Here is a 25,821-nt window from a genome sequence, read left to right on the forward strand (position 1 = left end):
GTTCCCCCATGAAGGAGAAGATTCAGCTGCCAGCCCCCCGTCCCAGCAAAATATCCAGCGGCGGACCGCCCGGACCTTTGACCGGTTTGGTCACGATATAGGTGAAATAGCGCGACAGGCCGATGCGGGCATCCAGCATCGAATCGATCAGCCGCTGATAGGCATCGATGTCATGGGTGACGATCTGCATCAGGTAATCGAAGCCGCCGCCCAGCGCCCAGCAGGCCGTGACCTCATCATAGCGCTGGATCGCCAGCTCAAACGCCTGAAACCGGGCCGCCGTGTGATCGGCAATTTCCACCGCCACAAACACCGTTATATGCGGCGCCAGTTTGCGCAGGTTGATGCGGGCGCCGTAACCTTCGATCAGCCCGGCCTTTTCCAGCTTGCGCAGCCGGTCCCAGCACGGTGTCGGAGACAGGCCGATGCGTTCGGCCAGGGCCGCTTTGGTAATGCGCCCCTCCTGCGTCAGCACGCGGAGAATGGCGATATCCCGGTCATCAAGACGTATCATGCGTCAGGGCTGTATCACGGGTGTGATCACTGGAAAAGCACCCCGCGAATCTGTGAACACTGCGCCACCTGCCGTGCCGGAGAGAACACAGGTGACCGCGATACCGGCGTAGGTTCTACTCTGGACCAAAACTGTCCAAAGATTCGCCGGTTGTGCACAACAATCACGCAACCTGCCGCTCACGACGTCGTAAATGCCGATTATGCGTGTCGTTTTGAGCAAATCCTTTGCCGCGAATAGATCGGAATCGGAGGATGTACTCATCTACAAAGATTACAGTCCCTATTTCCGACACCCCTCCTTTGAACAGAGGTCCCCATGCCACTGGAACTTGCTCCGTTTACTGAGGGCGAATACGCCCGCCGCATCGCCAAGACCCGCAAAGCCATGGAGGCTGCCGGGATTGACGTTCTGTTCGTCACGGATCCGTCCAATCAGGCCTGGCTGACCGGCTATGACGGATGGTCCTTCTATGTGCATCAGGGTGTCATCCTGGGGCTGAATGGTGATCCAATCTGGTGGGGCCGCACGATGGACGCCTTTGGCGCCCTGCGCACCGTCTGGATGGAAGAGCGCAGCGTCATCGGCTACGACGACCGCTATATCCAGTCGACCACCTGCCACCCGATGGAAGATCTGGCCGCGCATCTGACCCGGCTCGGATACGGCAAGGCCCGCGTCGGCGTGGAAATGGAAAACTACTATTACTCTGCCAAGGCCCACGCTGTCCTGCAAAAGAACCTGCCCAACGCCAGCCTGCATGACGCCACCGCGCTGGTGAACTGGCAGCGTGCGGTGAAGTCCGACGAAGAGCTGATGTTCATTCGCCGGGCCGCCCGCATCACCGAAAACATCGTCAATCTGGCCATCGAACGCGCGCGCCCCGGTCTGCGCAAGAACGAGCTGGTCGGCGACCTGCTGCAAGCCGGCACCTACGGGGTTGGCGAAGACTGGGGTGATTACCCGGCCATCGTGCCGCTGACGCCCTCTGGCCTGGATGCCACCGCCGCGCATATGACCTGGGACGGGCGCGAGATGCAGACCGGCGAGGCAACTTTCTTTGAACTCTCTGGCTGCTACCGCCGTTACCACGCGCCGCTGTGCCGTACCGTGCACCTGGGCCAACCGCCGCAGGAGATGCTGGACGCTTCTTCCGCGCTGAACGAAGGGATCGAGGCCGGGATCGAGGCTGCAAAGGCCGGCAACCGCGCCTGCGACATTGCCAATGCCCTGAATGGCGCCCTGAAAAAGGCCGGGATCGACCGCAACGGACGCTGCGGCTACCCGATCGGTCTCAGCTACCCGCCGGACTGGGGGGAGCGGACCATTTCGCTGCGGGACACCGACGAAACCGTGCTGATGCCGGGGATGACCTTCCACTTCATGCCCGCGCTCTGGATGGACAGCTGGGGGCTTGAGACCACCGAGACGATCCTGATACGCGAGAACGGACCAGCCGAAGCCCTCTGCGATGTGGAGCGTAAAATCTTTGTGAAAGACGAGGTTCTGAATGACCTTCCTGCCCCGAACGACGGATTTGTTGGGAGAACTCATCGCGCAACCGACCGTGTCCGCGAGCAGCAACCTGACATTGATGTCGCTATTGGCGGACCGGCTGGATAGCGCAGGCGCACAGGTTCATCTGTGGACCGACGACACCGGCAGCAAGGCCAATCTTTTCGCCACCATCGGTCCCGATACCGATGGTGGCATCGTTCTCTCGGGCCATTCGGACGTGGTGCCTGTAACCGATCAGGACTGGTCCAGCGACCCCTTCCAGATGGTGGAGCGTGACGGCAAGCTGTTCGGGCGTGGCACCTGCGACATGAAAGGCTTCATCGCCGCGGCAACCGCGATGGCGCCGCATTACGCGGCGCTGAACCCGACCCGACCGATCCACTTCGCCTTCACCTATGACGAAGAGGTCGGCTGCTTTGGCGCGCAGGCTCTGGCCAAGTCGCTGAAAGGACGGGAGATACGCCCCTCGGTCTGCATCGTCGGAGAGCCTACGATGATGCGCATCATCGAAGGCCACAAAGGCTGCTATGAGTATTCGACCCATTTCACCGGGCTCGAAGGGCACGGATCCGGCCCGGATCTGGGGGTCAATGCCGCGGAATACGCGGCGCGCTACGTCGCCCGCCTGCTGGAACTAAAGGACGCCCTGCGCGCCCGCGCGCCTGAAGGCAGCCGGTTCGAACCGCCCTGGACCACCATCAACACCGGCGCGCTGGTCAGCGGCCACGCCCATAACGTGATCCCCGGCAAGGCGCGGGTCGACTGGGAAATGCGCCCGGTGCAGAAATCCGATGCTGACTTCGTCAAGGAAGACCTGCATCGGCTATGTACTCACTCCCTGATCCCGCAGATGCAGGCGGTGTTCCCCGAGGCAGGCATCGTCACCGAGGTGATCGGAGAGGTCGACGGTTTGCAGCCAGTGACCGACAACGAGGCCCGCGAGATCCTGCAGGAGCTGACCGGGGCAAATGGCGCCGACCTGGTGGCATTCGGCACCGAGGCCGGGATTTTCCAGGGGCTTGGCATGAATGTCGCCGTCTGCGGACCGGGATCGATCGAACAGGCGCATAAACCCGACGAATACGTCTCGCTCGACCAGCTGTCGCAATGCCTTGGGCTGCTCGAAGGGCTCTCTGCCAAACTGGTCTGAACAGATATTTGCGCCGACGGGCGGGGACAGGTACACAGGCACCCAACCAAGGGAGGCCTCCAATGACCTCATCCTCGCCCAACACGGCGCTGGATCTCGACAATGCCGACTATAGCGCCCGTGACCGGTTCGAACTGATGCACCGGGAAATCCGGGATCGTATCTGTCTGCTGGACTATGCGCCCGGAACCCGCCTGTCGGAAACCGAACTGGCAGAGGAATTCGGCGTCAGTCGCACCCCGCTGCGCCGGGTTCTTGCCCGGCTCGAAGACGAAGGGCTGGTGCAATCGGTACACGGCGTAGGCACCTTCGTCACCGATGTGAACCTTGAGGAACTGGCGCAAACCTACCAGCTCAGGATGGAACTGGCCGGCATGATGGGCCACATCATGCCCCTGCCGCCCAGCGACGCGCTGCTTGCCGAGTTCCGCGCCCTGTCGGATCGCTCACAATCGCTGCTGCAGGACCCGGCCCCGCGCGAATTTGCCCGGTTGATCACCGATTTCTTCCTCGCCACGCTGAAACTGACCGGCAACATGCCGCTGCGCACCACAGCCGAACGGCTGTATTATCAGACCTCGCGGATCTGGCTGACCTCGGTGATCGATTCCGTCATCGACCTATGCGATGAAATGCGCATCTTCGATGGCGAGATCAGCACCGTCACCGCGGCGCTGGAGGCTGGCGACCTTCAGGCTGCCGCGATGCTGCAACAGGCTCATATCTCGATGAGTTTCAGCCGCATGAGAGCCGGATAAAGACTGCCGGACCGAATGCTTTGGCAGGTTTCCTATTTGGCTGACCTGCCTTAAACCCCATGTTAGCAGAAATATCGTCCAGTGCTGCCCGACACCAAGGGCGGGGCTGGGCTACAGTTGAGTTCAGAGGCTTTAGCCCCTATTTCGGCAGAAAGGCGGGCCGCGCGCCCTGCCCAGACAAAGGACCGCTCCATTGGCCAATCATCTTTACAAAAACGACCTGCCGGACGGGCTTGACCTTGGCCCGGTTGTTGCAATCGATTGTGAAACCATGGGACTCAACCCCCACCGCGACCGGCTGTGCGTGATCCAGATGTCCGGCGGTGACGGCAACTCCCATATCGTTCAGATCGAGAAGGGCCAGAGCGAAGCACCGAACCTGTGCCGTATGCTGGAAGATCCCAATGTGCTGAAGCTGTTCCATTTCGGGCGTTTTGACATCGCCGCCATGTACCACGCCTTTGGCGCGCTGGCAGCGCCGGTCTACTGCACCAAGATCGCAAGCCGCCTGATCCGCACCTATACCGACCGCCACGGATTGCGGAACCTGTGTCAGGAGCTGATCGGTGTCGATATCTCGAAACAACAGCAGATGAGCGACTGGGGTGCCGAAACCCTGACCGAAGCGCAGCTGGACTATGCCGCCTCGGACGTTTTGCACCTGCACCGCCTGCGTGAAGAGTTGGACAAACGTCTTGCCCGTGAAGGCCGCACCGACATGGCGCAGGCCTGTTTCGACTTCCTGCCGATGCGCGCGCGCCTTGATCTGGCGGGCTGGCCCGAAACCGATATCTTTGCGCACTCATGAGCGGGTCGGAACACTTCCTCGCCACGGCGCGTCAGGTCGTGACCGACGAAGCCCGCGCACTGGATGCGCTGGCTGCCGGTTTTGACGAGCGGTTCGCCGATGCGGTGCGCCTGATCCTGAAGGCCGAAGGGCGGGTGATCGTTAGCGGCATCGGCAAATCCGGCCATATCGGTCGCAAGATCGCAGCCACATTGGCCAGCACCGGCACCCCTGCCCATTTTGTGCATCCGGCCGAGGCCAGCCACGGCGACCTTGGCATGCTGTCCAAGGGCGATGTGGTTCTGGCCATCTCCAACTCGGGCGAAGCGCCGGAGCTAGCCAACCTTCTGGTCTTTACCCGCCGCTTTGACATTCCGCTGATCGGCCTCTCCAGCAGGCCGGAAAGCACCCTGATGACCCAGGCCGATGTGCAGCTAGAAATTCCGGCCCTGGGCGAGGCCTGCGGATACGGGATCGTGCCGTCGATTTCGACCACGCTGACGCTGGCCATGGGCGATGCGCTCGCCATTGCCATTATGAAGCACCGCGATTTCCGCCCCGAGAACTTCCGCGATTTCCACCCCGGTGGCAAACTCGGCGCGCGCCTGTCCAAGGTCCGCGACCTGATGCACGGCGGAGATGCTCTGCCGCTGGTCGGTGAAGCCAACCCGATGTCCGAGGCGCTGCTGGAAATCAGCCAGAAGGGATTTGGCGTGGCCGGTGTCACCGGTGCTGAGAACGCCCTGACCGGCATCATCACCGACGGCGACCTGCGCCGCCACATGGACGGGCTGCTGAGCCAGACCGCCGCCGATGTCATGACCTCCTCGCCGACGACCATCGGCCCCGACGCCCTCGCCGAAGAGGCGCTTGCGGTGATGAATGCCCGCAAGATCACCTGCCTGTTTGTGGTGGATGCTGCACAGGGCCCGCAGGCACTGGGCCTGATCCACATCCACGATTGCCTGCGCGCGGGCCTCGGCTGAACCGCAACGCCAACAAAAGAGAAAGGGGACACCGGATGGACCGCTATTCGCGCACAGTCGCCTATCTCAAGGTGCTGCTGCCACTGGCTGCGCTGGCGCTGCTGTCGACGCTGTTCCTGATTTCGCGCGGGGTCGACACCGAGGCAGTCATCCCCTTTGCGCAGAAGGAGATCGAGGAACGGATGCGCGGGCAGCAGGTCACCCGCCCCTTCTTTTCCGGCACCACCGCGCAGGGCGACGAGATCATGGTGATGGCTTCGGTTGCTCAGCCCAATAGCGACAGCGGCGGCGCCACGGCCACCAACCTGCAGGCCGAAATCCGCATGGCCGAGGGCGGCCGGATGACACTGGTGTCCGACAGCGGCGCGGTGCATCCCGATCAGGGTCTCGCGCGGTTCAGCGGCAACGTCAAACTGACATCCGCGGATGGTATGACGGTTGAGACCGAATTACTGGAAACCGCGCTGGATGGAGTGCGCGCAGAAAGCCCTGGACCAGTTCATGCCACGGGGACCCTTGGTGTTCTGACTGCGGGGCAGATGCTGGTGACGGCAAAAACCGAAGGCGGACCGGTGCAAATGGTATTCAAAAACAGAGTCAAGCTGGTATACGATCCCAATACTAAAGAAAGATAGCCCGTGTTCAGATTGCCCACCTTGCTGATTTTCCTGTCCTGCGCCCTTGCGTCGGTTGCTCCGGTTGCGATGGCCCAGACGGACGTGATTGCCTTTGGCGAGGTTAAGGCCGACCCCAAGGAACCTGTCGAGGTGACAGCCGATGCGCTGGCGGTCAACCAGGCCGATGGCTCGGCCGAATTCACTGGCAATGTGCTGATCATCCAGGGGGTGATGCGACTGTCTGCGAACCGGGTTCTGGTGATCTACAAGACCGATGAGACCGGCAAACGTGGCATCGACCAGCTTGAGGCGACCGGCGATGTGCTGCTGGTCAGCGGCCCGGACGCCGCAGAGGCCGAGAAGGCGGAATACACCATCGACAGCGGCACCATTGTGATGACCGGAAATGTCCTGCTCAATCAGGGAGCCAGCACGCTGACCTCGAACCGGCTTGAGGTGAACCTGACCACCGGCACCGCGAGCATGGCCGGACGGGTCAAAACCATCCTCAACCCGGATGGCGGCAACTGATGGCGACAAAACCCGAACTGAAGGTCACCGAAGGCTCGTCCGGCCTCAGGATCGAACACCTGCGCAAAAGCTATCGCAAGAAGGTGGTGATTCGTGACGTGACCATGCGTCTGGACCGGGGCGAGGTTGTCGCCCTTCTGGGGCCGAACGGGTCCGGCAAGACCACCAGTTTCTACGCCATCGCCGGCCTTGTCTTTCCCGAGGCGGGCACCGTCACCATCGACGGGCAGAACGTCACCAACCTGCCGATGTACCGCCGCGCGCGGCTTGGCATTGGTTACCTGCCGCAGGAAATGTCCATTTTCCGGGGCCTGTCGGTCGAGGACAATATTTCGGCCGTGCTGGATATTGCCGTCAAACACGACCACAAGCGGCGCGAACGGCTAGAAGAGTTGCTGTCGGATTTCTCTATCGAACATCTGCGCCGCGCCCCTGCGCTGGCCCTGTCGGGCGGTGAACGGCGCCGGGTGGAAATCGCCCGCTGCCTGGCGGCGGACCCGAAATACCTGCTGCTGGATGAACCCTTTGCCGGGGTCGACCCGATTTCGGTTGGCGATATCCGCCATCTGGTCGCCGATCTGAAGAAACGCGGCATCGGGGTTCTGATAACCGATCACAACGTGCGCGAAACCCTCGAAATCGTTGATCGCGCCTATATCCTGCATGACGGTCAGGTTCTGATGTCCGGCAGCCCCGAAGAGGTGGTCGAGAACGAAAACGTGCGCCGCGTTTATCTGGGCGACAATTTCCGTATTTCCTGAACCGAACCGTACCTTTCGGGCCTCGGCCTGTTCCTGCCGGTTTCCTATTCCTTCACCATCCGCATCGCTTCTCCATTGACTCTTTTCGTCAGTTGTCATGGAATTGAAGTATGGCAAATGTGCAGTCCGATGCAGTCCGCAAGCTGGCCTTGGCAACAGGGTCCGCATGGTTGCTTCCGGCGTATTTGCCTAATCCCCTCATCCGCAGCTGACGATAGTCTGCCGGGCTTGGCCCCGGCGGTGTTGCGGGTGGTATTATTGTGAAGGAGATCACATGCGTTACAAAATCAGCGGTCAACAGATCGACATCGGCGAAGCGTTGCAGTCCCACGTTAAGGATGAACTGGGAACGGCTGTCGCGAAATACGCAGAGCGCCCGACGGACGCCACCGTGGTCTTTTCCCGTTCGGCGCATGAATACGTCTGCGAGGCCACCGTTCACCTGTCCACCGGTCTGACCGCTCAGGCCAAGGCTCATGCCACTGAAATCTATGCGTCTTTCGAAGGCTGCTGCAACAAGATGGAAAAACAGCTGCGCCGCTACAAACGCCGCCTGAAGGACCATCACCGCGACCGCAGCGAACCGGTTGAACATTTGGGCGCCAGCTCTTATATCCTCGCCTCTGATGAAGCGGAGACCGGGACCGAACCCGACTCGCTGCAGCCGATCATCGTGGCCGAGATGGAAACCAAGATCCCGTCCCTGTCCGTTGGCGAAGCAGTGATGCAGATGGAACTGGCCGGGGCGCCCGTTCTGGTTTTCCGCAACGAAGGCAAAGACGGATTGAATGTGGTTTACCGCAGGGATGATGGCAACATCGGTTGGATCGATCCTTAAGCAGTAGCCCAGCGGCCCACCGGATAAGGTGGTCGAGCGGAGCAAATGACCGAGATGCAGATTTCCAAGATCCTCAAACCGGACGCCGTCCGCGTGATTGGTGCAGCCTCAAGCAAGAAGCGGCTGTTTCAGGAGATCGCCGAGGTCGGGCATCTCGCCTACGGTCTCAATCCGCAACCCACGGTTGAAGCGTTGCTTGATCGGGAAAGCCTTGGCCCGACAGGGGTAGGACACGGTGTTGCCCTGCCCCACGCCCGTCTTGATGGCCTCTCCGAGGTCTGCGGCGTCTTCGTGACACTGGAAAAACCCCTGGATTTCGCGGCTGTCGACCGGCAACCCGTCGATATCGCCTTTGCGCTTTTCGCGCCCGAGGACGCAGGCGTTGAACATCTAAAGGCGCTGGCTCTGGTCTCCCGCACCCTGCGGGAGCAGAATTTCTGCACCAAACTGCGCGCCAATAACGATCCGGCGACGCTGTTCACCATTCTCACCGAAAACCAGCCGGTTCAGGCTGCCTGAGAGCGGCATTGAACAGTCTATGGGGAAACTGCCCTTGTTCAGGGCAGACACTCTTCAGCGCTGCGGCCTCCAGGCATCGAACCCCAGCATCATATAATCCCGCTGATAGAGCGCTGTGATCATCTCCTCCAGCGCTGCATCATGAATATCGCCCAGCGTATAGGGCTGAGATCTCGGCTGTGACGGCGCATAGGCGGGCGCGGAGGCTGCAAACCTTTTGGCTAGTTCGGGCAGTTCCACCGCCAGTTCCTCTTCGCGCAGGATCAGGTCGGGCGGGCCAAGTTCGGCAAAGCCCGACAAGGCCTGTGACTGGCTGGACCATTCGGCATCGACCCGGATCGAGGTCTGCCCGGCAAGGTTGGCTTTGACAAAGCTCAGGAACCCTTCAAAGGCAGCGCGGTGATCTGCGCGGGAATAATCCTCATCCGGTCCATCCTTGGGCAGCGGCACCTTGAACTGGCGGCGCAGGGTTTCGCGAATGGCGCCATAGCTGCCCGGCCCCTTTTGCAGAATGCGGTGACAGAACACCTGGTGAATTCGCTCGGCCGGGTGACGCAGAACGGTGAAACTGCGAAAGCCCTTGCTCTGAGTTTTCCACTGGCGGAGTTCTTTCTGGTTCATCCCGGAGATCAGATCCTCCGAAGTCACACCATCCAGCGCTGCCAGCCATTCCGACACGGCTTCCTCGGGCCCGCCCCGCATCGGCAGGTAAAGGAGCGGCGTCTTGGCGGCGGCCAGATAGCCGCGCACCGCCGGGCCACGGCGCGGTTCGAAATTCGGCGTGCGTGACAGGTTGAACCAATCCATTGCCGCCAGTGCTGCCGTCATCTCATCCGGGTTGGCCACCTTGGACAGGGTCGGCGCCGGGTTCTGCCGCTTCAGCTTGTCATCCAGTGCCTCCAACCGGGAGTTGACGCCCAGCCATTGCGCCAGACCGTTCATCACATCCAGATTCTGCAGGTCTTCATAATCCACATAGAATGCGGTCTGGCCTGAGGACTGAAGCCGGTTCATCAACGTGATCTGAAATGCCTGAAGATTCACGACATGGCGGGAAAACTCCGTCGCATCGAACTCCGCCTGCGCTTCTTTGCGGCGCTTGATATTGGTCAGCTTCCACTGGCCGGTGGCCGCAGCGATCTTGCGCGAGACGTAGCTGTCCAGCGGGTTGCGGGTCAGGATGATCTTGGCGCAGCGAGGATCGTCCAGCGCAATGTCCAGAACCCGCGGATCGTGATCGTGGAAATACCGAAAGCCGCCAAAGGCATCGGGCTGCGACCGGATCCGATCGATCAGCTTGCCAGGGTCCGCTTCGCGCATCTTCTGCGTCAGGCCCAGGATTTCGGTGCGGTTCGGGTAGCCGATGAAATGAGGATTGAAGGCCTCTCCGTGGCAGATCACCCCCTCCAGCGCGTTGAGGTTGGCTTCCAGAAAATTGGAGCCCGTGCGCATTTCAGCAAAAACAACGAAGTAATCAAAGTGGTTGGTCATCAGAACCTATCGCACCAAATACGGTTTTCGGGGGGACTTTGGCATGCTCACCGGTCCTTGTTCCACCGGGAAATCCCCCATCAGATAGGGGTGCATGCCCTGGTTCTTCAGGTTCTGCAGAAACTGTCCAAAGCCCTCCAGATCCGCCATCGTCGGCGCCTCGTTCAGATGGCGCGGGGCCTGCGCCCCAAGATCTACCAGAATGGCCTGCAGGGGCTCCATCGGTGCCTCGACAAATTCCGCCATGGTCCAGATGCGGACGCGGGCCTTGGTATGCTGATCACGCAGCATATGCAGATGCGCGGCCTCGATCCGCTGCAGCCGCGCCGCGATGCGCCGCAACTCGGAAAAACTCTGCGTCGAGCGGAACAAGGGCACCGCCCAGGCGCCGCTGATCACCGACACATGCGCATTGGGATCGCCTGCGATAAAGGCGCCGATTTTCTGGTTGTCCTGCGGGCCGAACTGGAAGCTTTGCCGTTGCCCCCGGGTGTTCCAGATCAGATTGGTGAGGAAGCTTTCGGGATTATAGTCGCGCAATTTTGCCGTATCGCTGAGTGCGCCATTGATCATGCTGTCGCCGTCGGCGAATTCGGCCCTATCCGGCGCAAACAGATGGCCATGCACCCGGCTGCCCGTGGTCCGGTTCAGCCAGCTTTCAAAATCGACGAAGAGCTCAGCAAAGCCCTGGAACACCGAATAGGGATTGGCGGTCACATTGCTCACCGACCATTTGCTCGGGAACCGGCTTTGCATGTAAAGACCCGGTCGCCCCCGGGTGCGCCGCTCAACCGCCTTGGAGAAGACCCGGTCGATCTTGCCTGGGTTGGGTTCCGTCCGCTTCATCGCACCTGCCGGATCGGTCAGGAAGGCATCATAAAGCCGCTGCGCCCGTGGCCAGATCTTGCGGGCGACAAAGCAATCGGACCGGCGCAACAGCTGCAGGTGATCGTCATAAAAGATATGCGGTTTGCCCTCGAAATCGAACTTCGACAGGGTCAGCGAACGGCTTTCGATCTGCGCCGAGTGCTGCCGCGCGAGGGTCTGGAAATAGCTTTCGTCGGGGATCCAGACCTTCTTGAAGTAGCGATCATGGATTGGCCGGTCCGGGTCCTCAAGAATCGCCGACAGGGTGCGGCGGGTCAGGCACCACCATTGGCTGCCCATATGGGGCACCAGACCGGGGGGAATGCGCCGCTTGATCCCTACCCTGCGCTGCAGATTGACATAACCATCGAATAGCGCGCGCTGCTTTTTCCAGGAAAAGGGAAAGCGCAGGGTGAAACGTTCCACATCCAGACCGCCCACGATCCATGGCACATCGGCGGTGGTGGCACTTTCGATGAAATCGGTCTGCGGGCGGGCGGCCAAATAATCGACAAGTTCCTGCACCGGTCTGAGCGGCAGGCAGGATCCCGACGACAGGTAGACGTGGCGCACGCCGGGACAGGACCGCAACATCATCTCCGCTGCCGATTGCGAGGCGGCAACGATGCCCCAGGTGCCCCATTCGCAGGTGTGGCGCGGCGAAAACCGGATCAGCTGCTCATCCGACAGCCCGTCGCGGAAGGTTTTGAACGTGCTCTGCGGCACCTTACGGTCCACATGGATCACCACGGGGCAACCCGCCGCCGCCCAATGGCGCGCCACCTGCTCGGCCCGCTCCAGCGCCGTATGCACCAGCATGACGATGCCGACCGTGCCCTTGGTGGCCTCTTCCTTGCTGGTCTGGCCTGCACTGCTCATGCCCAGTTGCCCTTGGACATGAGACCCAGAATCTCAAGCTGGCGCCAGTTGATGTATTTCTCGCTCCATTTGCACCACAGGTCCGGTTGCTCGGCCAGGGATGCGGCATAGGCCTTGTACTCGGCCGATTGCGCATAGTGCTGGCTGCGCGTCACCTCTTCGCGGGCCTTGTCACCAAAGGTGTCCAGAAACTTGGTATGGAGCAGCGCGCCGCTGGTCTTTTCACCGCCATTGGTCTCGTAAACTCGGTTCAGCCCGCGCGGCAGCAGAGCATGGGTCGAACTGACATAGGCGTATTTCCGGTCCCATTTGACCAACGGAATCTTGTTCAGAGCCGGCGCCTTCTTTGGCCGGTCGGCAAAGAACATGCGGGCGCGGGGACCGCCCTGGATCCACAGGTTGCCATAGGTTGGGTTCGGGCTGATCGTGTAATTGCCGCTGTCGAACCAGCTGGCGATTTCCAAGGGATCCTGCCCGGGCTGATAAGCCGCATCGGTGACCTGCCCCTTGGGATAAACATCGATCAGCATGGCGGCAAAACTTCGGATTGCGGAATTGTCCAGCCAGTCGGTCAGCGCACGGATCGGGCGCGTGTCGCAGAACGGATAGATGAACAGCTCATCCGGATCGACCACCAGCACCCAATGCCCATGGGCATAGCGGCGCTTGAGCGCATTCATCCAGTCCACACCGTAGTTTGCCCGCCGATAGCTCGCATCACTGTGCCAGAGAGACACATCCGGCATGCCGTGCAGATAGTCGCGGGTGCCGTCCTGCGATCCGTTATCTACAAGGAGAAAGTGATCGACTCCCAGATCGCGGTAATAGTCGAGAAAGTAGGGCAGGCGGATTTTCTCGTTCCGCATCGTGGAAACCAGCAGGATATCATCCGGCCGGATCCGGCCGGTGTTGTCCTGAATGGTCTTGAGTTCACGGGATTTACGCAAGGCCCGGGCCAGCCTGTACCTGCGCCGTACACGCATACGGTAAGAATCCCAAAGACCCACGGCTACTCCATATCCGTCTGTTTCCGACCCTGTACGCTCCGCGCGGGCAGGCCCCGGCGCGCGACTGCCTGCGCGCAATATGTCACGCGCCAATTCTATTAACAACGAATTTAGAAACAGTTACGGGGGCTGTCCGCACCACCGAACTCGGGCAATTCACACCCTACCACTCGGGCGCCCGCATCAACCCCAGATCGGCCAGTTGCTCTGGCCCCGTGTATTTCAAAGCGTTCTCAAACCACAGGTCCGGGGCCGAGGTCAGGTGATCGTAATAAGGATCGAAATCCTCGGGCGTATGGAAGTGCTGTTTTCGCTGCTTTTCTGTTGCCGATTTTGCGACAATTTCGGGCAGGAATTTTGTGTGCAGCAGCACGCCCGACGGCTGCGGCCCGCCCGGCCCGTCGTATAGGGCGTTCAGCGCCGGCGGCAGCGCCGCATGAGTCGAATTGACATAGGCGTAGCGGCGGTTCCAGCGGATCAGCGGGATCTTGTTCAACGTCGGAGAGCGATGTGGCTCCCCGGCAAAGAACACCCGCTCCCGCGCGCCGCCCTGCAGCCACAGGTTTCCCATCGGGTGCTGCCGGACCGCACGGTAAGGCACCGCATCGAACCACTGCAAAACCTCCAGCGGGTTCTGACCCGGCCTGTAGCTGACCTGATTCAGCGGCCCGCGCGGATAAAGATCCAGCATCATGGCGCCAAACCCGACCTGCCCGCTGCGGTCCAGCAGTTCGGTCAGCGCACGCAGATCATGGGTGGCAATGCCGCCATAGGTCAGCAGTTCATCCGCATCCACCGTCAGGCACCAGTGATCCCTGCCATAGGTCATCAGCAGGAAGGTCAGCCAGTCCAGCCCGAAGCGGGAGGCCTTGTAGCCCGCGGACGTCTGCCAGAGTGAGACATCGGATTGCTGCCGCAGCATCTCTGCGCTGCCATCATCACTGCCGTTGTCGATGATCAGGAAGTGCCCGACGCCGAGGCGCCGGTAATAGTCCAGGAAATACGGCAGCCGCGTCGCCTCGTTACGCAGCACAACAAAGGCCAGAATGTCCTCTGCCCCGATTGCCGCTGTCTGATCGCGCAACAGGCTCAGCTGGTGACGAGAGCGCCAGGAGCGCCACAGAAGCCGCCGCCGTTTCCACCGCATCCGGTAGGCCGCACGCCAGCCGATATCCGGCATCTCGGCGGCGGGGCGGAGCGGCTCCATGCTCAGGCCTCGTAATTGCCCGTCTGATGCCATTTCCAGGCATCAGCGATCATTATCTCAAGACTGGAACGCTGTGGGTTCCAGCCCAGATCTGTGATCGCCCGGGTCGATCCCGACACCAGTTTGGTGCAATCGCCCGCCCGGCGCGGCCCCACGGTGCAAGGTACCTTGCTGCCGGTGACCTCTTCAGCCTTGTCCATGACCTCGCGCACCGAAAACCCGCTGCCGGTACCGAGGTTGAAGATCTGGCTGCCCTTGCCATCCTTCAGCCACTGAAGGCCCAGAACATGGGCATCCACCAGATCGCAGACATGCACATAGTCGCGGATGCAGGTTCCATCGGGAGTGTCGTAATCAGTACCGAAGATGGTCAGCGCATCGCGCTTGCCGTCGATCGCATCCAGCACCAGCGGCACCAGATGGGTTTCGGGACGGTGGAATTCGCCGACTTCCGCCTCGGGATCGGCGCCAGCCACGTTGAAATAGCGAAAGATCACCGAACGCAGCCCATAGGCGGCACCGAAATCCTTCAGGATATCCTCGACCGCGCGTTTGCTGGCGCCATAGGCGTTGAGCGGCAGCTGCGGTGTGTTTTCATCCAGCACCACGTTATCGTGCTCGCCATAGGTGGCACAGGTCGAGGAGAATACGAAATCAAGGCACCCGGCAGCAACCGCGGCTTCGATCAGGTTCAAGGATCCACCTGTGTTATTGGCCCAGTAGCGGCCTGGCTGGCTCATCGCCTCCCCGACTTGACTAAGGGCCGCAAAATGCATCACCGCGACCGGCTGATAGGTGGTGAATACCTCGTCGAGACGAGCACGATCCGCAAGGTCGCCCTTTTCAAACGGGCCGAATTTGACCGCGTCCTGCCAACCGGTGACCAGATTGTCATAAGTGACGGGTGTACACCCCGCCGCCTTCAGCGCCTTACATGCATGCGAGCCAATATAGCCGGCACCGCCGGTCACCAGAACATTTGCCACTGTCCGTATACCCCTAATTCGATCCTGTATTACCCGGTCTCAAAACCAGAGGCTGGCCAGTGTATCCTACTCGGCAGCCTGTCCGACCTGAGCGATTTCGGTGATATACTGCAGCAGCTCATCCCGCAATTCCTCACGCCCCAGGGCAAAGGCGACAGTGGCCTGCAGGAAACCTGCCTTGGAACCGCAATCAAAGCGCTGGCCGCGGAAGCGATAGCCATAAACAGGCACATCTTTTTGGATGTCCTGGGCAATGGCGTCGGTCAGCTGAATCTCTCCGCCCGCACCCTGCTTCATCTTGTTGAGATTGCGCAGCACCGAGGGCTCCAGAATGTAACGGCCAATCACCGCCAGATTAGAGGGCGCCTCGCCCATAGCCGGTTTTTCGACCATGCCACGGGCCTCGACCACCGATCCCATGTCGTTCTTCACATCCAGAACACCGTAGGCACCAGCCTTCTCCGGCGCGACTTCCATTGCGGCCACCATGTTACCGCCGGTTTCAGCATAGGCCTCAACCATCTGCTTGAGACAGGGAGTTTCCGCCGCGATCACATCGTCGGGCAGGATTACCGCGAAGGGCTCGTTGGCGATCAGCCGCCGCGCGCACCAGACCGCATGGCCCAGACCCAGGGCCTGATGCTGGCGGATGTAGGCGATGGCGCCGCTTTCCATATTGGTGTGCTTCAGAGTTTCGAGCAGCGCATCCTTACCTTTCTTGCGCAGCTCCTGCTCCAATATCGGGGCCTGGTCAAAATAGTCTTCCAATGCCCCCTTACCGCGCGAGGTCACGAAGATGAATTCCTTGATCCCCGCCTCGCGAGCCTCGTCGATGGCATATTGCACCAGGGGGCGATCCACCAGCGTCATGATTTCCTTGGGCACCGATTTGGTCGCAGGCAAAAACCGTGTACCCAGACCCGCCACAGGGAAAATCGCCTTCGTTACTTTTTTACGCATGGTGTTCTCTCAATTATTTTCGGGGCATACTGCCCTCACTGGTTCCGGCCCCACAGGGTCGCGCACTTCACCTGCTGCGCAATCCCTGTCCGTTTCACCCTATACAAAAACACCAAAAAAAGGGTTTTTGATGACATTGGGCCATGTTTTACCCCTATTCAGAGACCTCCCGTTGGCCACCCTTTGGTTAGGCCGCTCCCATTCGAGACATCATCTCCTCTATCCTGGGCACATCTTCCGGATTGTTCAGCTCCCAGAATTCGCGCCCCCGCGCGGTGACTTCGACACACAGAACCTTGCGACCGTTTTCAAGAAAACGAAGCTGCTCCAGCCCTTCCAAGGTTTCCAGCGGCCCTGTCTGCCAATCAGGATAGGCGGCAAGTGCGTCGGGACGGTAGGCGTAGACGCCCACATGGTGGAAAACTGGCGTATTTTCGCCATCCTTATAGGCATTTGCACAAAAAGGCAGCACCTCTTTGGAAAAATAGAGTGCGCTGTGGTCCGCCGCGAAGACTGCAGTGGTGCCACCGACGCGGCCCGCGCGCCGATCTGCCAGAAGACTGTTGAGCGTTGCGCCATCGCAGCGCAGCACCGGCGTCGCCAACCCCATGCCCGGGGCTGCGCGCAGAGCTTTGACCAAATCCTCGATGAACCAATGCGGCGTCAGCGGCGCATCCCCCTGAAGGTTCACGACGACCTCGTAGCCGCCGCCCAGCGCCGCATGGGCCTCGGCGCAGCGCTCGGTGCCGTTGGCGCAGCTTTCCGAGGTCATCACGACCTCGGCGCCAAAACCTTCTGCCGCGCTGCGAATCCTGTCGTCATCCGTCGCGACAACGACCCGGTCGACCCCATCGACAGCACAGGCCGCCCGCCAGGATCGTTCGATCAGGGTCTGCTTTTCACCGGTGGCTCCGGTCAATTCCACAAGCGGCTTGCCCGGATAGCGTGTCGACGCGTAGCGCGCGGGGATGACGATCAGGGCAGACATCAGGCCTCTTTCAATTCAACGCCCGGAGCGTAAGCGATGAAAAACGGGTTCGCATAGCCCTCTTTGCCGTAAACAAGGGGGGAATGATCGTCGAAACGCACCACTTTGCCACCTGCACCCGACAGGACCGCGTGGCCGGCCGCTGTATCCCACTCCATGGTGCGGCCCACGCGGGGGTAAAGATCCGCTTCGCCGGTGGCCACGAGGCAGAACTTAAGCGAAGAGCCCGCGCTCTTCATGTCCTTGACGCTGTACTTGTTGATGTAGTCGTCGGTCGCCTGATCCCGGTGCGATTTCGAGGCCACCACCATCAGCGCCGCATTGTCGCTGGAGGCAACGCGGATCGGAGATGTGGCTCCAACAGTCTCAGGGTCAAAGGCACCGGTTTCCTCTACCGAAGAGCCATCAGCGAGAGTGAAGAACATGCGCTCCTTGGCCGGGGCATAGACAACGCCGCGGGTCGGCACGCCTTTTTCCACCAGCGCGATGTTCACGGTGAAATCGCCGCGGCGGTGAATGAATTCCTTGGTGCCATCCAGCGGGTCGACAATCAGGAAGGTGTCACCGCGTTCCTTGTGCGAGGCGCTCTGTTCTTCGGTGACCAGCATCATATCCGGGAACGCCGCACGCAGGCCTGCCGAAATCAGAGCATCCGCGGCCTCGTCAGCGGCGGTGACGGGGCTGTCGTCCGATTTCACCTTCACATCGAAATCATCCGAATTGTAGATCTCCATGATCTTGTTGCCGGCTTCGATCGCCAGCCGGCGGATCACGGGTACGAGCTCTTCATAGGTCAATTCGGCGTCTCCCAGACCAGGGGTTAATTGAAAATTTTCCTGCGCCCCCTTATGGTGGCTCTGTTTTGGAACGGCAAGCAGCCCGTCCCCCAATCCGCAACAAACGCAGATTACAGGCCACATGTTTCAGGTTCGCACGCAAAAAACGTCGGTTTCCGGACTCATCGCCATGGGCGAGGTGGTCTTTCATTCGGTCGTGCGGAGCGTACGGTCGAAACACAACAACGCACTGATCGCACTGGGGCTCAACCTGTTGCAGGCTGTTCTGTTCGTCGCGGCCTTTTACATCATGTTCGCGGTTCTGGGCATGCGCGGCTCTGCCATTCGCGGCGACTTTCTGCTTTATGTGCTGTCGGGGATCTTCCTGTTCCTCACCCATACCAAAACCGTCAGCGCCGTCGCCGGCGCAGAGGGGCCCAGCAGCCCGATGATGCAGCACGCGCCGATGAACACCATGGTGGCGATCCTGTCAGCGGCGCTTGGCTCGCTTTATATTCAGGTGCTGTCGCTGCTGATCATCCTGTTCGTCTATCACGTCGCGTTTACCCCGGTGCATATCGAACAACCCATCGGCGCCTTTGGTATGGTTCTGCTGGCCTGGTTCACTGGCGCGGCGGTCGGGCTTGTCTTTCTGGTGATGAAGCCCTGGGCGCCCAGCCTCGTTGGTATCTTCTCGATGATCTACCAGCGCGCCAACATGATCGCCTCGGGCAAGATGTTCCTCGCCAATACCCTGCCGACCTTCATGCTGGCCATGTTCGACTGGAACCCACTGTTCCACTGCATCGACCAGTCGCGCGGCTATGTCTTCATCAACTACAATCCTCACCACAGCACATGGCAATACGCCGCCTGGGTGGGTCTGGTGCTGGTGATGATCGGCCTGATGGGTGAATTCTACACCCGCCGCCACGTCTCGCTCAGCTGGAGCGCGCGCCGATAGTGGCGCACCCACACCACGTTCTTGCTTCGGTCAACCTGCCTGACGGCACCAACAGCATCTGCGTCGATATCTTCCGGCGGGATGATGGCTCGTTCGGGTTTGACCTTTTCCGGCGTGAACCCGAAGACGGACGCGGCTGGTTCTCCATCGGCTATTTTGGTGATCGCCATTTCAACAGCGCCGCAGGGGCAGCTGTGGCAGCCTGCGCCGACGTACATTGGCTGGATGAGGCAGCCCCAGACCTGGTCCAACGCTTTAAGTCACAACGCGCAGCGTCAGATTGAGCCGCCCACCTTTGGGCAAGAGCCGCGAAGACTTGAACCGGATCCGGTCCACCCCATGATAGGCCAGCCGCGCCTCTCCGCCCATGACCACCACGTCGCCGGAATTGAGCCAGAGCGAATCCGTCTTGCCGCCGCGCGTCGGATTACCAAGGCGCAGCAGCCCGTCATCACCAAGGGAAATGGACACAACCGGATAGGAGAAATCCGCCTCGTCCTTGTCTTGATGCAGACCCATGCGCGCGTCTTCGCCGTAGTAGTTGATGAGACAGCAATCGGGCAGACGCTCCACCCCCGTCAGTTCCCGCCAGATGTCGAGAATCGGTTCAGGGATCGCAGGCCAGTCGCTGCCGCGCGGGTGCTTTGGAGCGTAGCGGTAGCCCTCGGCGTCGGAATACCAGCCGAACGCCCCGGCCGAGGTCATGCGCACCGACATCTGCCCGCCCCCAGGCACCACAGGCGAAAACAGCGGCGCCGCCTTCAGAACCGGGCGCAACGCCGCGATCAGGTTCCGCTGCGCATCGGGGGTCAGATGGCTTTTGTAAATCTCGAACCCGCGCAGGCGCAGCTTGCTCATCGCCGTTATTCCATTCTTAACCACGGCCCATGCAAAAAAGCGCATTGAATCGTCTTTCTCGACGCGTTCAGGCGCTTGCAGGGGCAAATTCCGCTCCCTATATACGCCGTGACGCCGGGAGATGCAGACCTCCTGGCACCGAAATCGGGGTCTGGATGCCAAAACGGGTCCAGGTCTCGGGAAATCGCCTTGAAAAGAAAAGGGATCGAAAATGAGCAAAGTTATCGGGATCGACCTCGGGACCACCAACTCCTGCGTTGCCATCATGGATGGTTCGCAGCCGCGCGTGATTGAAAACGCCGAAGGGACCCGCACCACTCCGTCCATCGTCGCATTCACCGACGAAGAGCGTCTGGTTGGCCAGCCCGCCAAACGTCAGGCCGTCACCAACCCGGACAACACCATCTTCGGCGTCAAGCGCCTGATCGGCCGCCGGTTTGACGATGCGGATCTGGCAAAAGACAAGAAAAACCTGCCGTTCAACGTGATCAGCGGCGGCAATGGCGACGCATGGGTCGAAGCCAAGGGTGAGAAGTATTCGCCGAGCCAGATCTCGGCCTTCATTCTCGGCAAGATGAAAGAGACCGCGGAGTCCTACCTCGGTGAGGAAGTGACCCAGGCCGTCATCACCGTGCCTGCCTATTTCAACGACGCACAGCGTCAGGCCACCAAAGACGCAGGCAAGATCGCCGGTCTTGAAGTCCTGCGTATCATCAACGAGCCGACAGCCGCCGCGCTGGCCTATGGCCTCGACAAGGAAGACACCCAGACCATCGCGGTTTATGACCTTGGTGGTGGTACCTTCGACGTGACCATTCTGGAAATCGACGACGGCCTGTTCGAAGTGAAGTCGACCAACGGCGACACCTTCCTCGGTGGTGAAGACTTTGACATGCGCATCGTCAACTACCTGGCAGATCAGTTCAAGAAAGAGCACCAGGTCGACCTGACCAAGGACAAGATGGCCCTGCAGCGACTGAAAGAAGCCGCTGAAAAAGCCAAGATCGAACTGTCCTCCAGCTCGCAGACCGAAATCAACCAGCCGTTCATCTCGATGGATCCGTCCTCGGGCCAGCCGCTGCACATGGTCATGAAACTGACCCGCGCCAAGCTGGAAAGCCTGGTTGGCGACCTGATCAAGGCTTCGATGAAGCCCTGCGCCGCAGCTCTGAAAGACGCCGGTCTGTCCGCGTCCGACATTGATGAGGTGGTTCTGGTCGGTGGTATGACCCGGATGCCGAAAGTCATCGAAGAGGTGACCAAGTTCTTCGGTAAAGAGCCGCACAAGGGTGTGAACCCGGACGAAGTGGTTGCCATGGGCGCCGCCATTCAGGCCGGTGTTCTGCAGGGTGACGTGAAAGACGTTGTTCTGCTCGACGTGACCCCGCTGAGCTTGGGTATCGAAACCCTGGGTGGTGTCTTCACCCGCCTGATCGACCGCAACACCACTATCCCGACCAAGAAGTCGCAGGTGTTCTCGACCGCGGAAGACAACCAGAACGCCGTGACCATTCGTGTGTTCCAGGGTGAGCGCGAGATGGCTGCCGACAACAAGATGCTCGGTCAGTTCAACCTCGAGGACATCCCCCCGGCACCGCGCGGCATGCCGCAGATCGAAGTGACCTTTGACATCGACGCCAACGGTATCGTTTCGGTCGGCGCCAAGGACAAGGCGACCGGCAAAGAGCAGACGATCACCATTCAGGCTTCGGGCGGTCTGTCCGATGACGACATCGAAAAGATGGTCAAGGACGCCGAGGACAACGCCGAGGCGGACAAGGAACGCCGCGAGCTGATCGAAGCGAAGAACCAGGCCGAAAGCCTGATCCATTCGACCGAGAAGTCGCTCGAAGAGCACAGCGACAAGGTGGACCCGTCCACCGTCGAAGTGATCGAACTGGCGGTTGCCGCGCTGAAGGACGACCTGGAAAGCGACAAAGCCAACGCCGAGAAGATCAAGGCTGGCATCCAGAACGTCACCGAAGCGGCGATGAAACTGGGCGAAGCGATCTACAAGGCGCAGGCTGAAGAAGGTGAAGAAGAACCCACAGCCGCTGACGAAGCCAGCGGCCCGGGCGACGACGACATCGTGGATGCCGAATTCGAAGACCTGGACGGCGACAAGCGCTAAGGTCTGAATCATTGGCTTGACCCTCGGGCCGGTCCGGACCCCGGACTGGCCCGTTTTACGTTGAGGCAGAAGGGGTAAACCGATGTCAAAACGCGACTATTACGACATTCTCGGGGTGGCCAAAGGCGCCACCGCCGAGGAAATCAAAAAAGGCTATCGCAAGAAAGCCAAGGAACTGCACCCGGATCGCAATGCCGATAACCCGGATGCCGAAGCGCAGTTCAAAGAGGCCAACGAGGCCTACGAGGTTCTGAAGGACGCCGAGAAGAAGGCAGCCTATGACCGCTATGGTCATGCGGCCTTTGAAAACGGCATGGGCGGTGGCGGCGGTCCCCGCGGCGGCCATCCGGGCGGCGGCGATTTCTCCTCGGCCTTCTCGGATGTGTTCGACGACCTGTTCGGCGACTTTATGGGCGGACGCGGCCAAGCAGGCGGGCGTCAGCGCGCATCGCGCGGCGCGGATCTGCGCTATAACCTGCGCGTCACCCTGGAAGAGGCCTTCTCCGGGCTGCACAAGACGATCAAGGTTCCGACCTCGGTCGCCTGTACCTCCTGCGAGGGCACCGGTGCCGAAGGTGGGGTCGAACCCACCACCTGCCCGACCTGTTCGGGTATGGGTAAGGTCCGTGCGCAACAGGGCTTTTTCACGGTGGAGCGCAGCTGCCCGACCTGTTCGGGCCTGGGCCAGATCATCAAGAACCCGTGCAAAACCTGCCACGGCCATGGCCGCGTGGAAAAGGACCGCTCGCTGTCGGTGAATATTCCGGCGGGCGTGGAAACCGGCACACGGATCCGTCTGGCGGGCGAAGGCGAGGCGGGCCTGCGCGGCGGGCCTCCGGGCGACCTCTACATCTTTGTCGAGGTTTCACCGCACGACCTGTTCGAACGCGACGGCAACAATCTTTATTGCCGGGTGCCCGTGTCGATGGCCAAAGCTGCCCTGGGCGGTGCCATCGAGGTGCCGACCATCGACGGCGGCCGTGGACGCGTCCAGATCCCCGAAGGCAGCCAGTCGGGCCGTCAGATGCGCCTGCGCGGCAAGGGTATGCCCGCGCTGCGTGGCGGCAGCCCCGGTGACATGTTCATCGAGCTGGCCGTGGAAACACCGGTCAACCTGACCTCCCGACAAAAGGAACTGCTGCGCGAGTTCGAAGATCTCTCGGAAGAGAACACGAACCCGGAATCCCGCAGCTTCTTCTCCTCGGTCAAAAGCTTCTGGGACGGAATGAAGGGGTAAGCCCCTGAACCCTCCCCGGCTTTCGGGTCGAATACCATCGCAAAAACGCCCCCTCGTGGGGCGTTTTTACTTTGTGCAGCCCACTGCGCTGGCCCTTAATACCGAGGACAGGCCTGATACCTTCAACGATGGTGATCGTGGTGAAAGCTGGCGCATTCCGGGACAAGACCCTGCCACTGTTTGATTGCAGTGACGAAGCGCGCGATGCGCTGGTGCCTGCCGGACGCCTACCGTCCTATATCAAGGATCACCGCGCCCGGCTGCGCCTGCGGTTCATGGAGGGCGGCGCGGCAGCCATGCCAGATTATGAGCTGCTTGAGCTGATACTGTTCCGGTCTATCCCGCGTCAGGACGTCAAACCGCTGGCACGCCGACTGATGGATACCTTTGGCGATTTCAACCGGGTCATCACCGCCCCGGCAGAGCGCCTGTTGCGGGTGAAAGGCATCGGCGAAGCGGTGATCACCGACCTTAAGGTGCTGGAGGCCGCCGCCCACCGAATGGCGCGTTCCCGCATCATGCAGCGGCAGGTGCTATCCAGTTGGGATGCGCTGCTGGACTACTGCCACACCACCATGTCCCACTCTGAAGTCGAGCAATTCCGGGTGCTGTTCCTGGACCGCAAGAACGTGCTGATCGCGGATGAGGAACAGGCTCGCGGCACCGTCGATCATGTGCCGGTCTACCCGCGCGAGGTCGCCAAACGGGCGCTGGAGGTGAACGCCAGCGCTGTGATTCTGGTGCACAATCACCCCTCGGGCGATCCAACCCCCTCGGAAAGCGATATCAGCATGACCGCAACCATTGAGAACGCCCTGACCGCGCTTGGCATCACTCTGCACGATCACCTGATCATCGGGAAATCATCCGAACTCAGCTTTCGCAGCCACGGGTATCTGTAGCTCTGGCACCCATCGCAAGGGTCAACGTACCCAGACTTCGACCCGGCGGTTCACCTCGCGGCCCCAGGCGCTGTCATCGCAGGCCATGGGCAGAGCCTCACCAAAGGCAGCCACGTCGATCTCTACCCGGTCGAGATTGGCGGTCTCTGCCGCTGCCGCCACCGCATCGCGTACCGCATTGGCCCGCTTAATGGCGATCTTGCGGTTTGTCTCAGCCGGTCCCACTCCGTCGGAGAAGCCGACGAAGAGCAACCTGTGCGAATCGTAGATCCCGGCCTCCAGCGCCCGGCCCAATTGTTCGATGTTGCTACGGGACTGGGCATCAGGGCGGGTTGAACCCGGTTCAAACCGGAAGGATGTTGTCAGCCTCTGGAGCCCGCGCAGAGTAGATGTCAGCCGCTGCAGTTCTTCCAGATCCACCTCTGGCCCTGCCGCCTCTATCGCGTTGGCCAGCCGGTCCCCCTGGGCGGCAATCGACACGCGTTCCGGCGCCTGATCGACGAATCCCGCCCTGCGGATCACAATCTGCGCGCCGGGACCACGCACGTAGCTAAGGAAATCCCGCGCCACCTTGGGCAGCCGTCGTTCCGGCAGGTAAAGGAACATGGGAGAGGTCAGCGGGTAATCCTCAGTCTTGATCGACCGGCGCGTCGCGCGCAGGGAGAACCCACATGGCCCGGTCAGGGTCAGCGCTCGCGCGGTGCCCGTATTGGCAAAACTGCCGATAGCGAGTGCGAAGGGGTCCGTGGCAACCATGCGCACCATCGTGCTGTGCCGGTCATGGCGACGCAGATCAGGCATTAATGTCGCCTTGGCCGGGGCCAGCAGCTTGTCCTCAACCGCCTGGGCCAGGCCGGAGCCTTCGACCGGCAGGTGCAGGGAAATCGGTGCATCGGCGCCGCCCAGCTCGGACCAGTTGGTGATCTCACCGGAAAGGATCGCAACCAGCTGCGGCAGAGAGATACGCTGCACCGGGTTTTCCGGCGACACCAGCGGCACCATCGCATCAAGCGCCAGAACCCGGCTACGCGACGGGCCCGTCATATCCCCCATGCCAGCCGCCTGCGCGTGTTCGCGCTCGGCCGGGCGGATTTCCCGCAGCGCCATGACGATATCGGCCTCATCCGCCAGAAGATCAGCAAAGCCTTCGTCGGTATTGCTGACGAAAAAATCGAACCGGGCGGCGGGACGATCCCCGCGCAGCAGAACATATTCGAAATTGTCGCCGGGCAGCGGATCGCGGCGCGTCTGGTAGCCGTTGCGCAGGGCAAACCCTTCGATCAGGGCGGGCAGCAGGACCTCTGCCATGGTCGAGGACCCCGATAGAGTGATCTCTGCCACGTAATCCGACAGGCTGGGACAGCCCGGCCCGTCACAGCTGACCCCGGATCCGTCGACGGTCAACTCGCCGAACTTGGTGTCGACACGGTAATATTCTCCGTCGAATCCCAACAGGTTGCCGGTGATTTCCACGGCCCCATCGGGAGAAGACAGCGTGACATCCTGGGCGGCCAGCGATGTGACAGTTCCGGACAGAAGAAGTGCGGCGCAAATCGCCGCACGAAAGAAAGCCATGAGAAATCCTGGAA

Annotated in this window: 26 protein-coding genes; 15 read left to right on the forward strand and 11 right to left on the reverse strand. The window is 60.9% G+C overall.

All coding sequences use genetic code 11. The annotated features are described in order from the left end of the window. Positions 1 to 22: 22 nt before the first annotated feature. A complete protein-coding gene (locus SM766_RS17170; protein ID WP_065273657.1) occupies positions 23 to 511 on the reverse strand; it encodes an Lrp/AsnC family transcriptional regulator in 489 nt (162 codons plus the stop codon). A gap of 321 nt (positions 512 to 832) precedes the next feature. Between SM766_RS17170 and SM766_RS17175 the strand changes: the two genes are divergently transcribed. From SM766_RS17175 to SM766_RS17220, 10 genes are all read left to right on the forward strand, one after another. Beyond that, on the forward strand, positions 833 to 2,137 hold the full coding sequence (locus tag SM766_RS17175; RefSeq protein ID WP_347509898.1) for a M24 family metallopeptidase: 1,305 nt from the start codon (positions 833 to 835) through the stop codon (positions 2,135 to 2,137). After that, positions 2,025 to 3,182, forward strand: a complete 1,158-nt coding sequence (argE, locus tag SM766_RS17180; protein ID WP_368948554.1) for an acetylornithine deacetylase — start codon at positions 2,025 to 2,027, stop codon at positions 3,180 to 3,182. Before SM766_RS17175 ends, argE begins: the two co-directional genes overlap by 113 nt. 62 nt (positions 3,183 to 3,244) lie before the next feature. Beyond that, positions 3,245 to 3,940 carry a GntR family transcriptional regulator gene (locus tag SM766_RS17185; protein ID WP_368948555.1) on the forward strand — a complete coding sequence of 232 codons (696 nt, stop codon included), beginning with the start codon at positions 3,245 to 3,247 and terminating at the stop codon, positions 3,938 to 3,940. A gap of 193 nt (positions 3,941 to 4,133) precedes the next feature. After that, a complete protein-coding gene (locus tag SM766_RS17190; protein ID WP_065272107.1) occupies positions 4,134 to 4,748 on the forward strand; it encodes a ribonuclease D in 615 nt (204 codons plus the stop codon). Next, positions 4,745 to 5,713: a KpsF/GutQ family sugar-phosphate isomerase gene (locus tag SM766_RS17195; RefSeq protein ID WP_368948556.1), complete on the forward strand. Its 969-nt coding sequence runs from the start codon at positions 4,745 to 4,747 to the stop codon at positions 5,711 to 5,713. Before SM766_RS17190 ends, SM766_RS17195 begins: the two co-directional genes overlap by 4 nt. Positions 5,714 to 5,748: 35 nt before the next feature. Then, positions 5,749 to 6,348 carry an LPS export ABC transporter periplasmic protein LptC gene (gene lptC, locus SM766_RS17200; protein WP_274829360.1) on the forward strand — a complete coding sequence of 200 codons (600 nt, stop codon included), beginning with the start codon at positions 5,749 to 5,751 and terminating at the stop codon, positions 6,346 to 6,348. A 69-nt stretch (positions 6,349 to 6,417) separates the two neighbouring features. Beyond that, a complete protein-coding gene (locus tag SM766_RS17205; protein WP_082996065.1) occupies positions 6,418 to 6,861 on the forward strand; it encodes an LptA/OstA family protein in 444 nt (147 codons plus the stop codon). Next, positions 6,861 to 7,622 (forward strand): LPS export ABC transporter ATP-binding protein, encoded by a 762-nt coding sequence (gene lptB, locus SM766_RS17210; protein WP_065272103.1) that lies wholly within the window; start codon positions 6,861 to 6,863, stop codon positions 7,620 to 7,622. The genes SM766_RS17205 and lptB overlap by 1 nt, the downstream gene beginning before the upstream one ends. Positions 7,623 to 7,896: 274 nt before the next feature. Further along, positions 7,897 to 8,460 (forward strand): ribosome hibernation-promoting factor, HPF/YfiA family, encoded by a 564-nt coding sequence (hpf, locus tag SM766_RS17215; RefSeq protein WP_065272102.1) that lies wholly within the window; start codon positions 7,897 to 7,899, stop codon positions 8,458 to 8,460. A gap of 54 nt (positions 8,461 to 8,514) precedes the next feature. Continuing rightward, positions 8,515 to 8,979, forward strand: a complete 465-nt coding sequence (locus tag SM766_RS17220) for a PTS sugar transporter subunit IIA (RefSeq protein ID WP_065272101.1) — start codon at positions 8,515 to 8,517, stop codon at positions 8,977 to 8,979. Positions 8,980 to 9,033: 54 nt separating this feature from the next. Here the strand turns inward: SM766_RS17220 and SM766_RS17225 are convergent, their stop codons facing one another. From SM766_RS17225 to cysQ, 8 genes are all read right to left on the reverse strand, one after another. Then, positions 9,034 to 10,470 (reverse strand): sulfotransferase family 2 domain-containing protein, encoded by a 1,437-nt coding sequence (locus tag SM766_RS17225; RefSeq protein ID WP_368948557.1) that lies wholly within the window; start codon positions 10,468 to 10,470, stop codon positions 9,034 to 9,036. A gap of 6 nt (positions 10,471 to 10,476) precedes the next feature. Then, positions 10,477 to 12,216: a DUF5927 domain-containing protein gene (locus SM766_RS17230; protein ID WP_368948558.1), complete on the reverse strand. Its 1,740-nt coding sequence runs from the start codon at positions 12,214 to 12,216 to the stop codon at positions 10,477 to 10,479. Then, entirely contained in the window at positions 12,213 to 13,199 is a 987-nt protein-coding gene (locus tag SM766_RS17235; protein WP_368948559.1) for a glycosyltransferase family 2 protein, read from the reverse strand. Before SM766_RS17235 ends, SM766_RS17230 begins: the two co-directional genes overlap by 4 nt. Before the next feature lie 187 nt (positions 13,200 to 13,386). Further along, complete coding sequence (locus tag SM766_RS17240; RefSeq protein ID WP_368948560.1) at positions 13,387 to 14,430, reverse strand: glycosyltransferase family 2 protein; 1,044 nt, start codon at positions 14,428 to 14,430, stop codon at positions 13,387 to 13,389. Between the two features lie 2 nt (positions 14,431 to 14,432). Next, on the reverse strand, positions 14,433 to 15,416 hold the full coding sequence (gene galE / locus SM766_RS17245) for a UDP-glucose 4-epimerase GalE (protein ID WP_368948561.1): 984 nt from the start codon (positions 15,414 to 15,416) through the stop codon (positions 14,433 to 14,435). Between the two features lie 66 nt (positions 15,417 to 15,482). Further along, positions 15,483 to 16,376 (reverse strand): UTP--glucose-1-phosphate uridylyltransferase GalU, encoded by an 894-nt coding sequence (gene galU / locus SM766_RS17250; RefSeq protein ID WP_368948562.1) that lies wholly within the window; start codon positions 16,374 to 16,376, stop codon positions 15,483 to 15,485. 187 nt (positions 16,377 to 16,563) lie between these two features. Next, entirely contained in the window at positions 16,564 to 17,364 is an 801-nt protein-coding gene (locus SM766_RS17255; RefSeq protein ID WP_368948563.1) for a 3-deoxy-manno-octulosonate cytidylyltransferase, read from the reverse strand. Beyond that, on the reverse strand, positions 17,364 to 18,161 hold the full coding sequence (gene cysQ / locus SM766_RS17260) for a 3'(2'),5'-bisphosphate nucleotidase CysQ (protein ID WP_274831707.1): 798 nt from the start codon (positions 18,159 to 18,161) through the stop codon (positions 17,364 to 17,366). The genes SM766_RS17255 and cysQ overlap by 1 nt, the downstream gene beginning before the upstream one ends. Before the next feature lie 121 nt (positions 18,162 to 18,282). On the opposite strand from cysQ, the gene SM766_RS17265 reads away from it, so the two are divergent. Both SM766_RS17265 and SM766_RS17270 read left to right on the forward strand, forming a co-directional pair. Further along, complete coding sequence (locus tag SM766_RS17265) at positions 18,283 to 19,104, forward strand: ABC transporter permease (RefSeq protein WP_065272092.1); 822 nt, start codon at positions 18,283 to 18,285, stop codon at positions 19,102 to 19,104. After that, positions 19,104 to 19,388 (forward strand): hypothetical protein, encoded by a 285-nt coding sequence (locus SM766_RS17270; protein ID WP_368948564.1) that lies wholly within the window; start codon positions 19,104 to 19,106, stop codon positions 19,386 to 19,388. The genes SM766_RS17265 and SM766_RS17270 overlap by 1 nt, the downstream gene beginning before the upstream one ends. Here SM766_RS17270 and SM766_RS17275 read toward each other — a convergent pair. Further along, positions 19,360 to 19,962 carry an alpha-ketoglutarate-dependent dioxygenase AlkB family protein gene (locus SM766_RS17275; RefSeq protein WP_368948565.1) on the reverse strand — a complete coding sequence of 201 codons (603 nt, stop codon included), beginning with the start codon at positions 19,960 to 19,962 and terminating at the stop codon, positions 19,360 to 19,362. The two genes, SM766_RS17270 and SM766_RS17275, sit on opposite strands and share 29 nt — an antisense overlap. A 211-nt stretch (positions 19,963 to 20,173) precedes the next feature. On the opposite strand from SM766_RS17275, the gene dnaK reads away from it, so the two are divergent. The 3 genes from dnaK (at position 20,174) to radC (ending at position 24,232) form a co-directional block, all read left to right on the forward strand. Next, on the forward strand, positions 20,174 to 22,093 hold the full coding sequence (gene dnaK / locus SM766_RS17280) for a molecular chaperone DnaK (protein WP_065272089.1): 1,920 nt from the start codon (positions 20,174 to 20,176) through the stop codon (positions 22,091 to 22,093). Between the two features lie 82 nt (positions 22,094 to 22,175). Then, positions 22,176 to 23,330, forward strand: coding sequence for a molecular chaperone DnaJ (dnaJ, locus tag SM766_RS17285; protein WP_065272088.1), 1,155 nt, complete (start codon positions 22,176 to 22,178; stop codon positions 23,328 to 23,330). Positions 23,331 to 23,458: 128 nt separating this feature from the next. Beyond that, entirely contained in the window at positions 23,459 to 24,232 is a 774-nt protein-coding gene (radC, locus tag SM766_RS17290; protein WP_490363366.1) for a RadC family protein, read from the forward strand. Between the two features lie 21 nt (positions 24,233 to 24,253). Here radC and SM766_RS17295 read toward each other — a convergent pair whose 3' ends face one another. Beyond that, entirely contained in the window at positions 24,254 to 25,807 is a 1,554-nt protein-coding gene (locus SM766_RS17295) for a substrate-binding domain-containing protein (RefSeq protein WP_274836071.1), read from the reverse strand. Positions 25,808 to 25,821: the final 14 nt, after the last annotated feature.

The organism is Pseudophaeobacter sp. A-200-2 (assembly GCF_041008815.1).
GTDB lineage: Bacteria > Pseudomonadota > Alphaproteobacteria > Rhodobacterales > Rhodobacteraceae > Phycobacter > Phycobacter gallaeciensis_A.

Coding starts and splice junctions, on each gene's coding strand:
- dnaJ (WP_065272088.1), top strand. CDS start 22,176: ATGTCAAAACGCGACTATTACGACATTCTCGGGGTGGCCAAAGGCGCC.
- SM766_RS17185 (WP_368948555.1), top strand. CDS start 3,245: ATGACCTCATCCTCGCCCAACACGGCGCTGGATCTCGACAATGCCGAC.
- SM766_RS17205 (WP_082996065.1), top strand. CDS start 6,418: ATGGCCCAGACGGACGTGATTGCCTTTGGCGAGGTTAAGGCCGACCCC.
- SM766_RS17175 (WP_347509898.1), top strand. CDS start 833: ATGCCACTGGAACTTGCTCCGTTTACTGAGGGCGAATACGCCCGCCGC.
- dnaK (WP_065272089.1), top strand. CDS start 20,174: ATGAGCAAAGTTATCGGGATCGACCTCGGGACCACCAACTCCTGCGTT.
- SM766_RS17230 (WP_368948558.1), bottom strand. CDS start 12,216: ATGAGCAGTGCAGGCCAGACCAGCAAGGAAGAGGCCACCAAGGGCACG.
- radC (WP_490363366.1), top strand. CDS start 23,459: ATGGTGATCGTGGTGAAAGCTGGCGCATTCCGGGACAAGACCCTGCCA.
- SM766_RS17255 (WP_368948563.1), bottom strand. CDS start 17,364: ATGTCTGCCCTGATCGTCATCCCCGCGCGCTACGCGTCGACACGCTAT.
- SM766_RS17235 (WP_368948559.1), bottom strand. CDS start 13,199: ATGCGTGTACGGCGCAGGTACAGGCTGGCCCGGGCCTTGCGTAAATCC.
- SM766_RS17195 (WP_368948556.1), top strand. CDS start 4,745: ATGAGCGGGTCGGAACACTTCCTCGCCACGGCGCGTCAGGTCGTGACC.
- SM766_RS17220 (WP_065272101.1), top strand. CDS start 8,515: ATGCAGATTTCCAAGATCCTCAAACCGGACGCCGTCCGCGTGATTGGT.
- galU (WP_368948562.1), bottom strand. CDS start 16,376: ATGCGTAAAAAAGTAACGAAGGCGATTTTCCCTGTGGCGGGTCTGGGT.
- SM766_RS17275 (WP_368948565.1), bottom strand. CDS start 19,962: ATGAGCAAGCTGCGCCTGCGCGGGTTCGAGATTTACAAAAGCCATCTG.
- lptB (WP_065272103.1), top strand. CDS start 6,861: ATGGCGACAAAACCCGAACTGAAGGTCACCGAAGGCTCGTCCGGCCTC.
- SM766_RS17240 (WP_368948560.1), bottom strand. CDS start 14,430: ATGGAGCCGCTCCGCCCCGCCGCCGAGATGCCGGATATCGGCTGGCGT.
- SM766_RS17265 (WP_065272092.1), top strand. CDS start 18,283: ATGTTTCAGGTTCGCACGCAAAAAACGTCGGTTTCCGGACTCATCGCC.
- argE (WP_368948554.1), top strand. CDS start 2,025: ATGACCTTCCTGCCCCGAACGACGGATTTGTTGGGAGAACTCATCGCG.
- SM766_RS17225 (WP_368948557.1), bottom strand. CDS start 10,470: ATGACCAACCACTTTGATTACTTCGTTGTTTTTGCTGAAATGCGCACG.
- lptC (WP_274829360.1), top strand. CDS start 5,749: ATGGACCGCTATTCGCGCACAGTCGCCTATCTCAAGGTGCTGCTGCCA.
- hpf (WP_065272102.1), top strand. CDS start 7,897: ATGCGTTACAAAATCAGCGGTCAACAGATCGACATCGGCGAAGCGTTG.
- SM766_RS17295 (WP_274836071.1), bottom strand. CDS start 25,807: ATGGCTTTCTTTCGTGCGGCGATTTGCGCCGCACTTCTTCTGTCCGGA.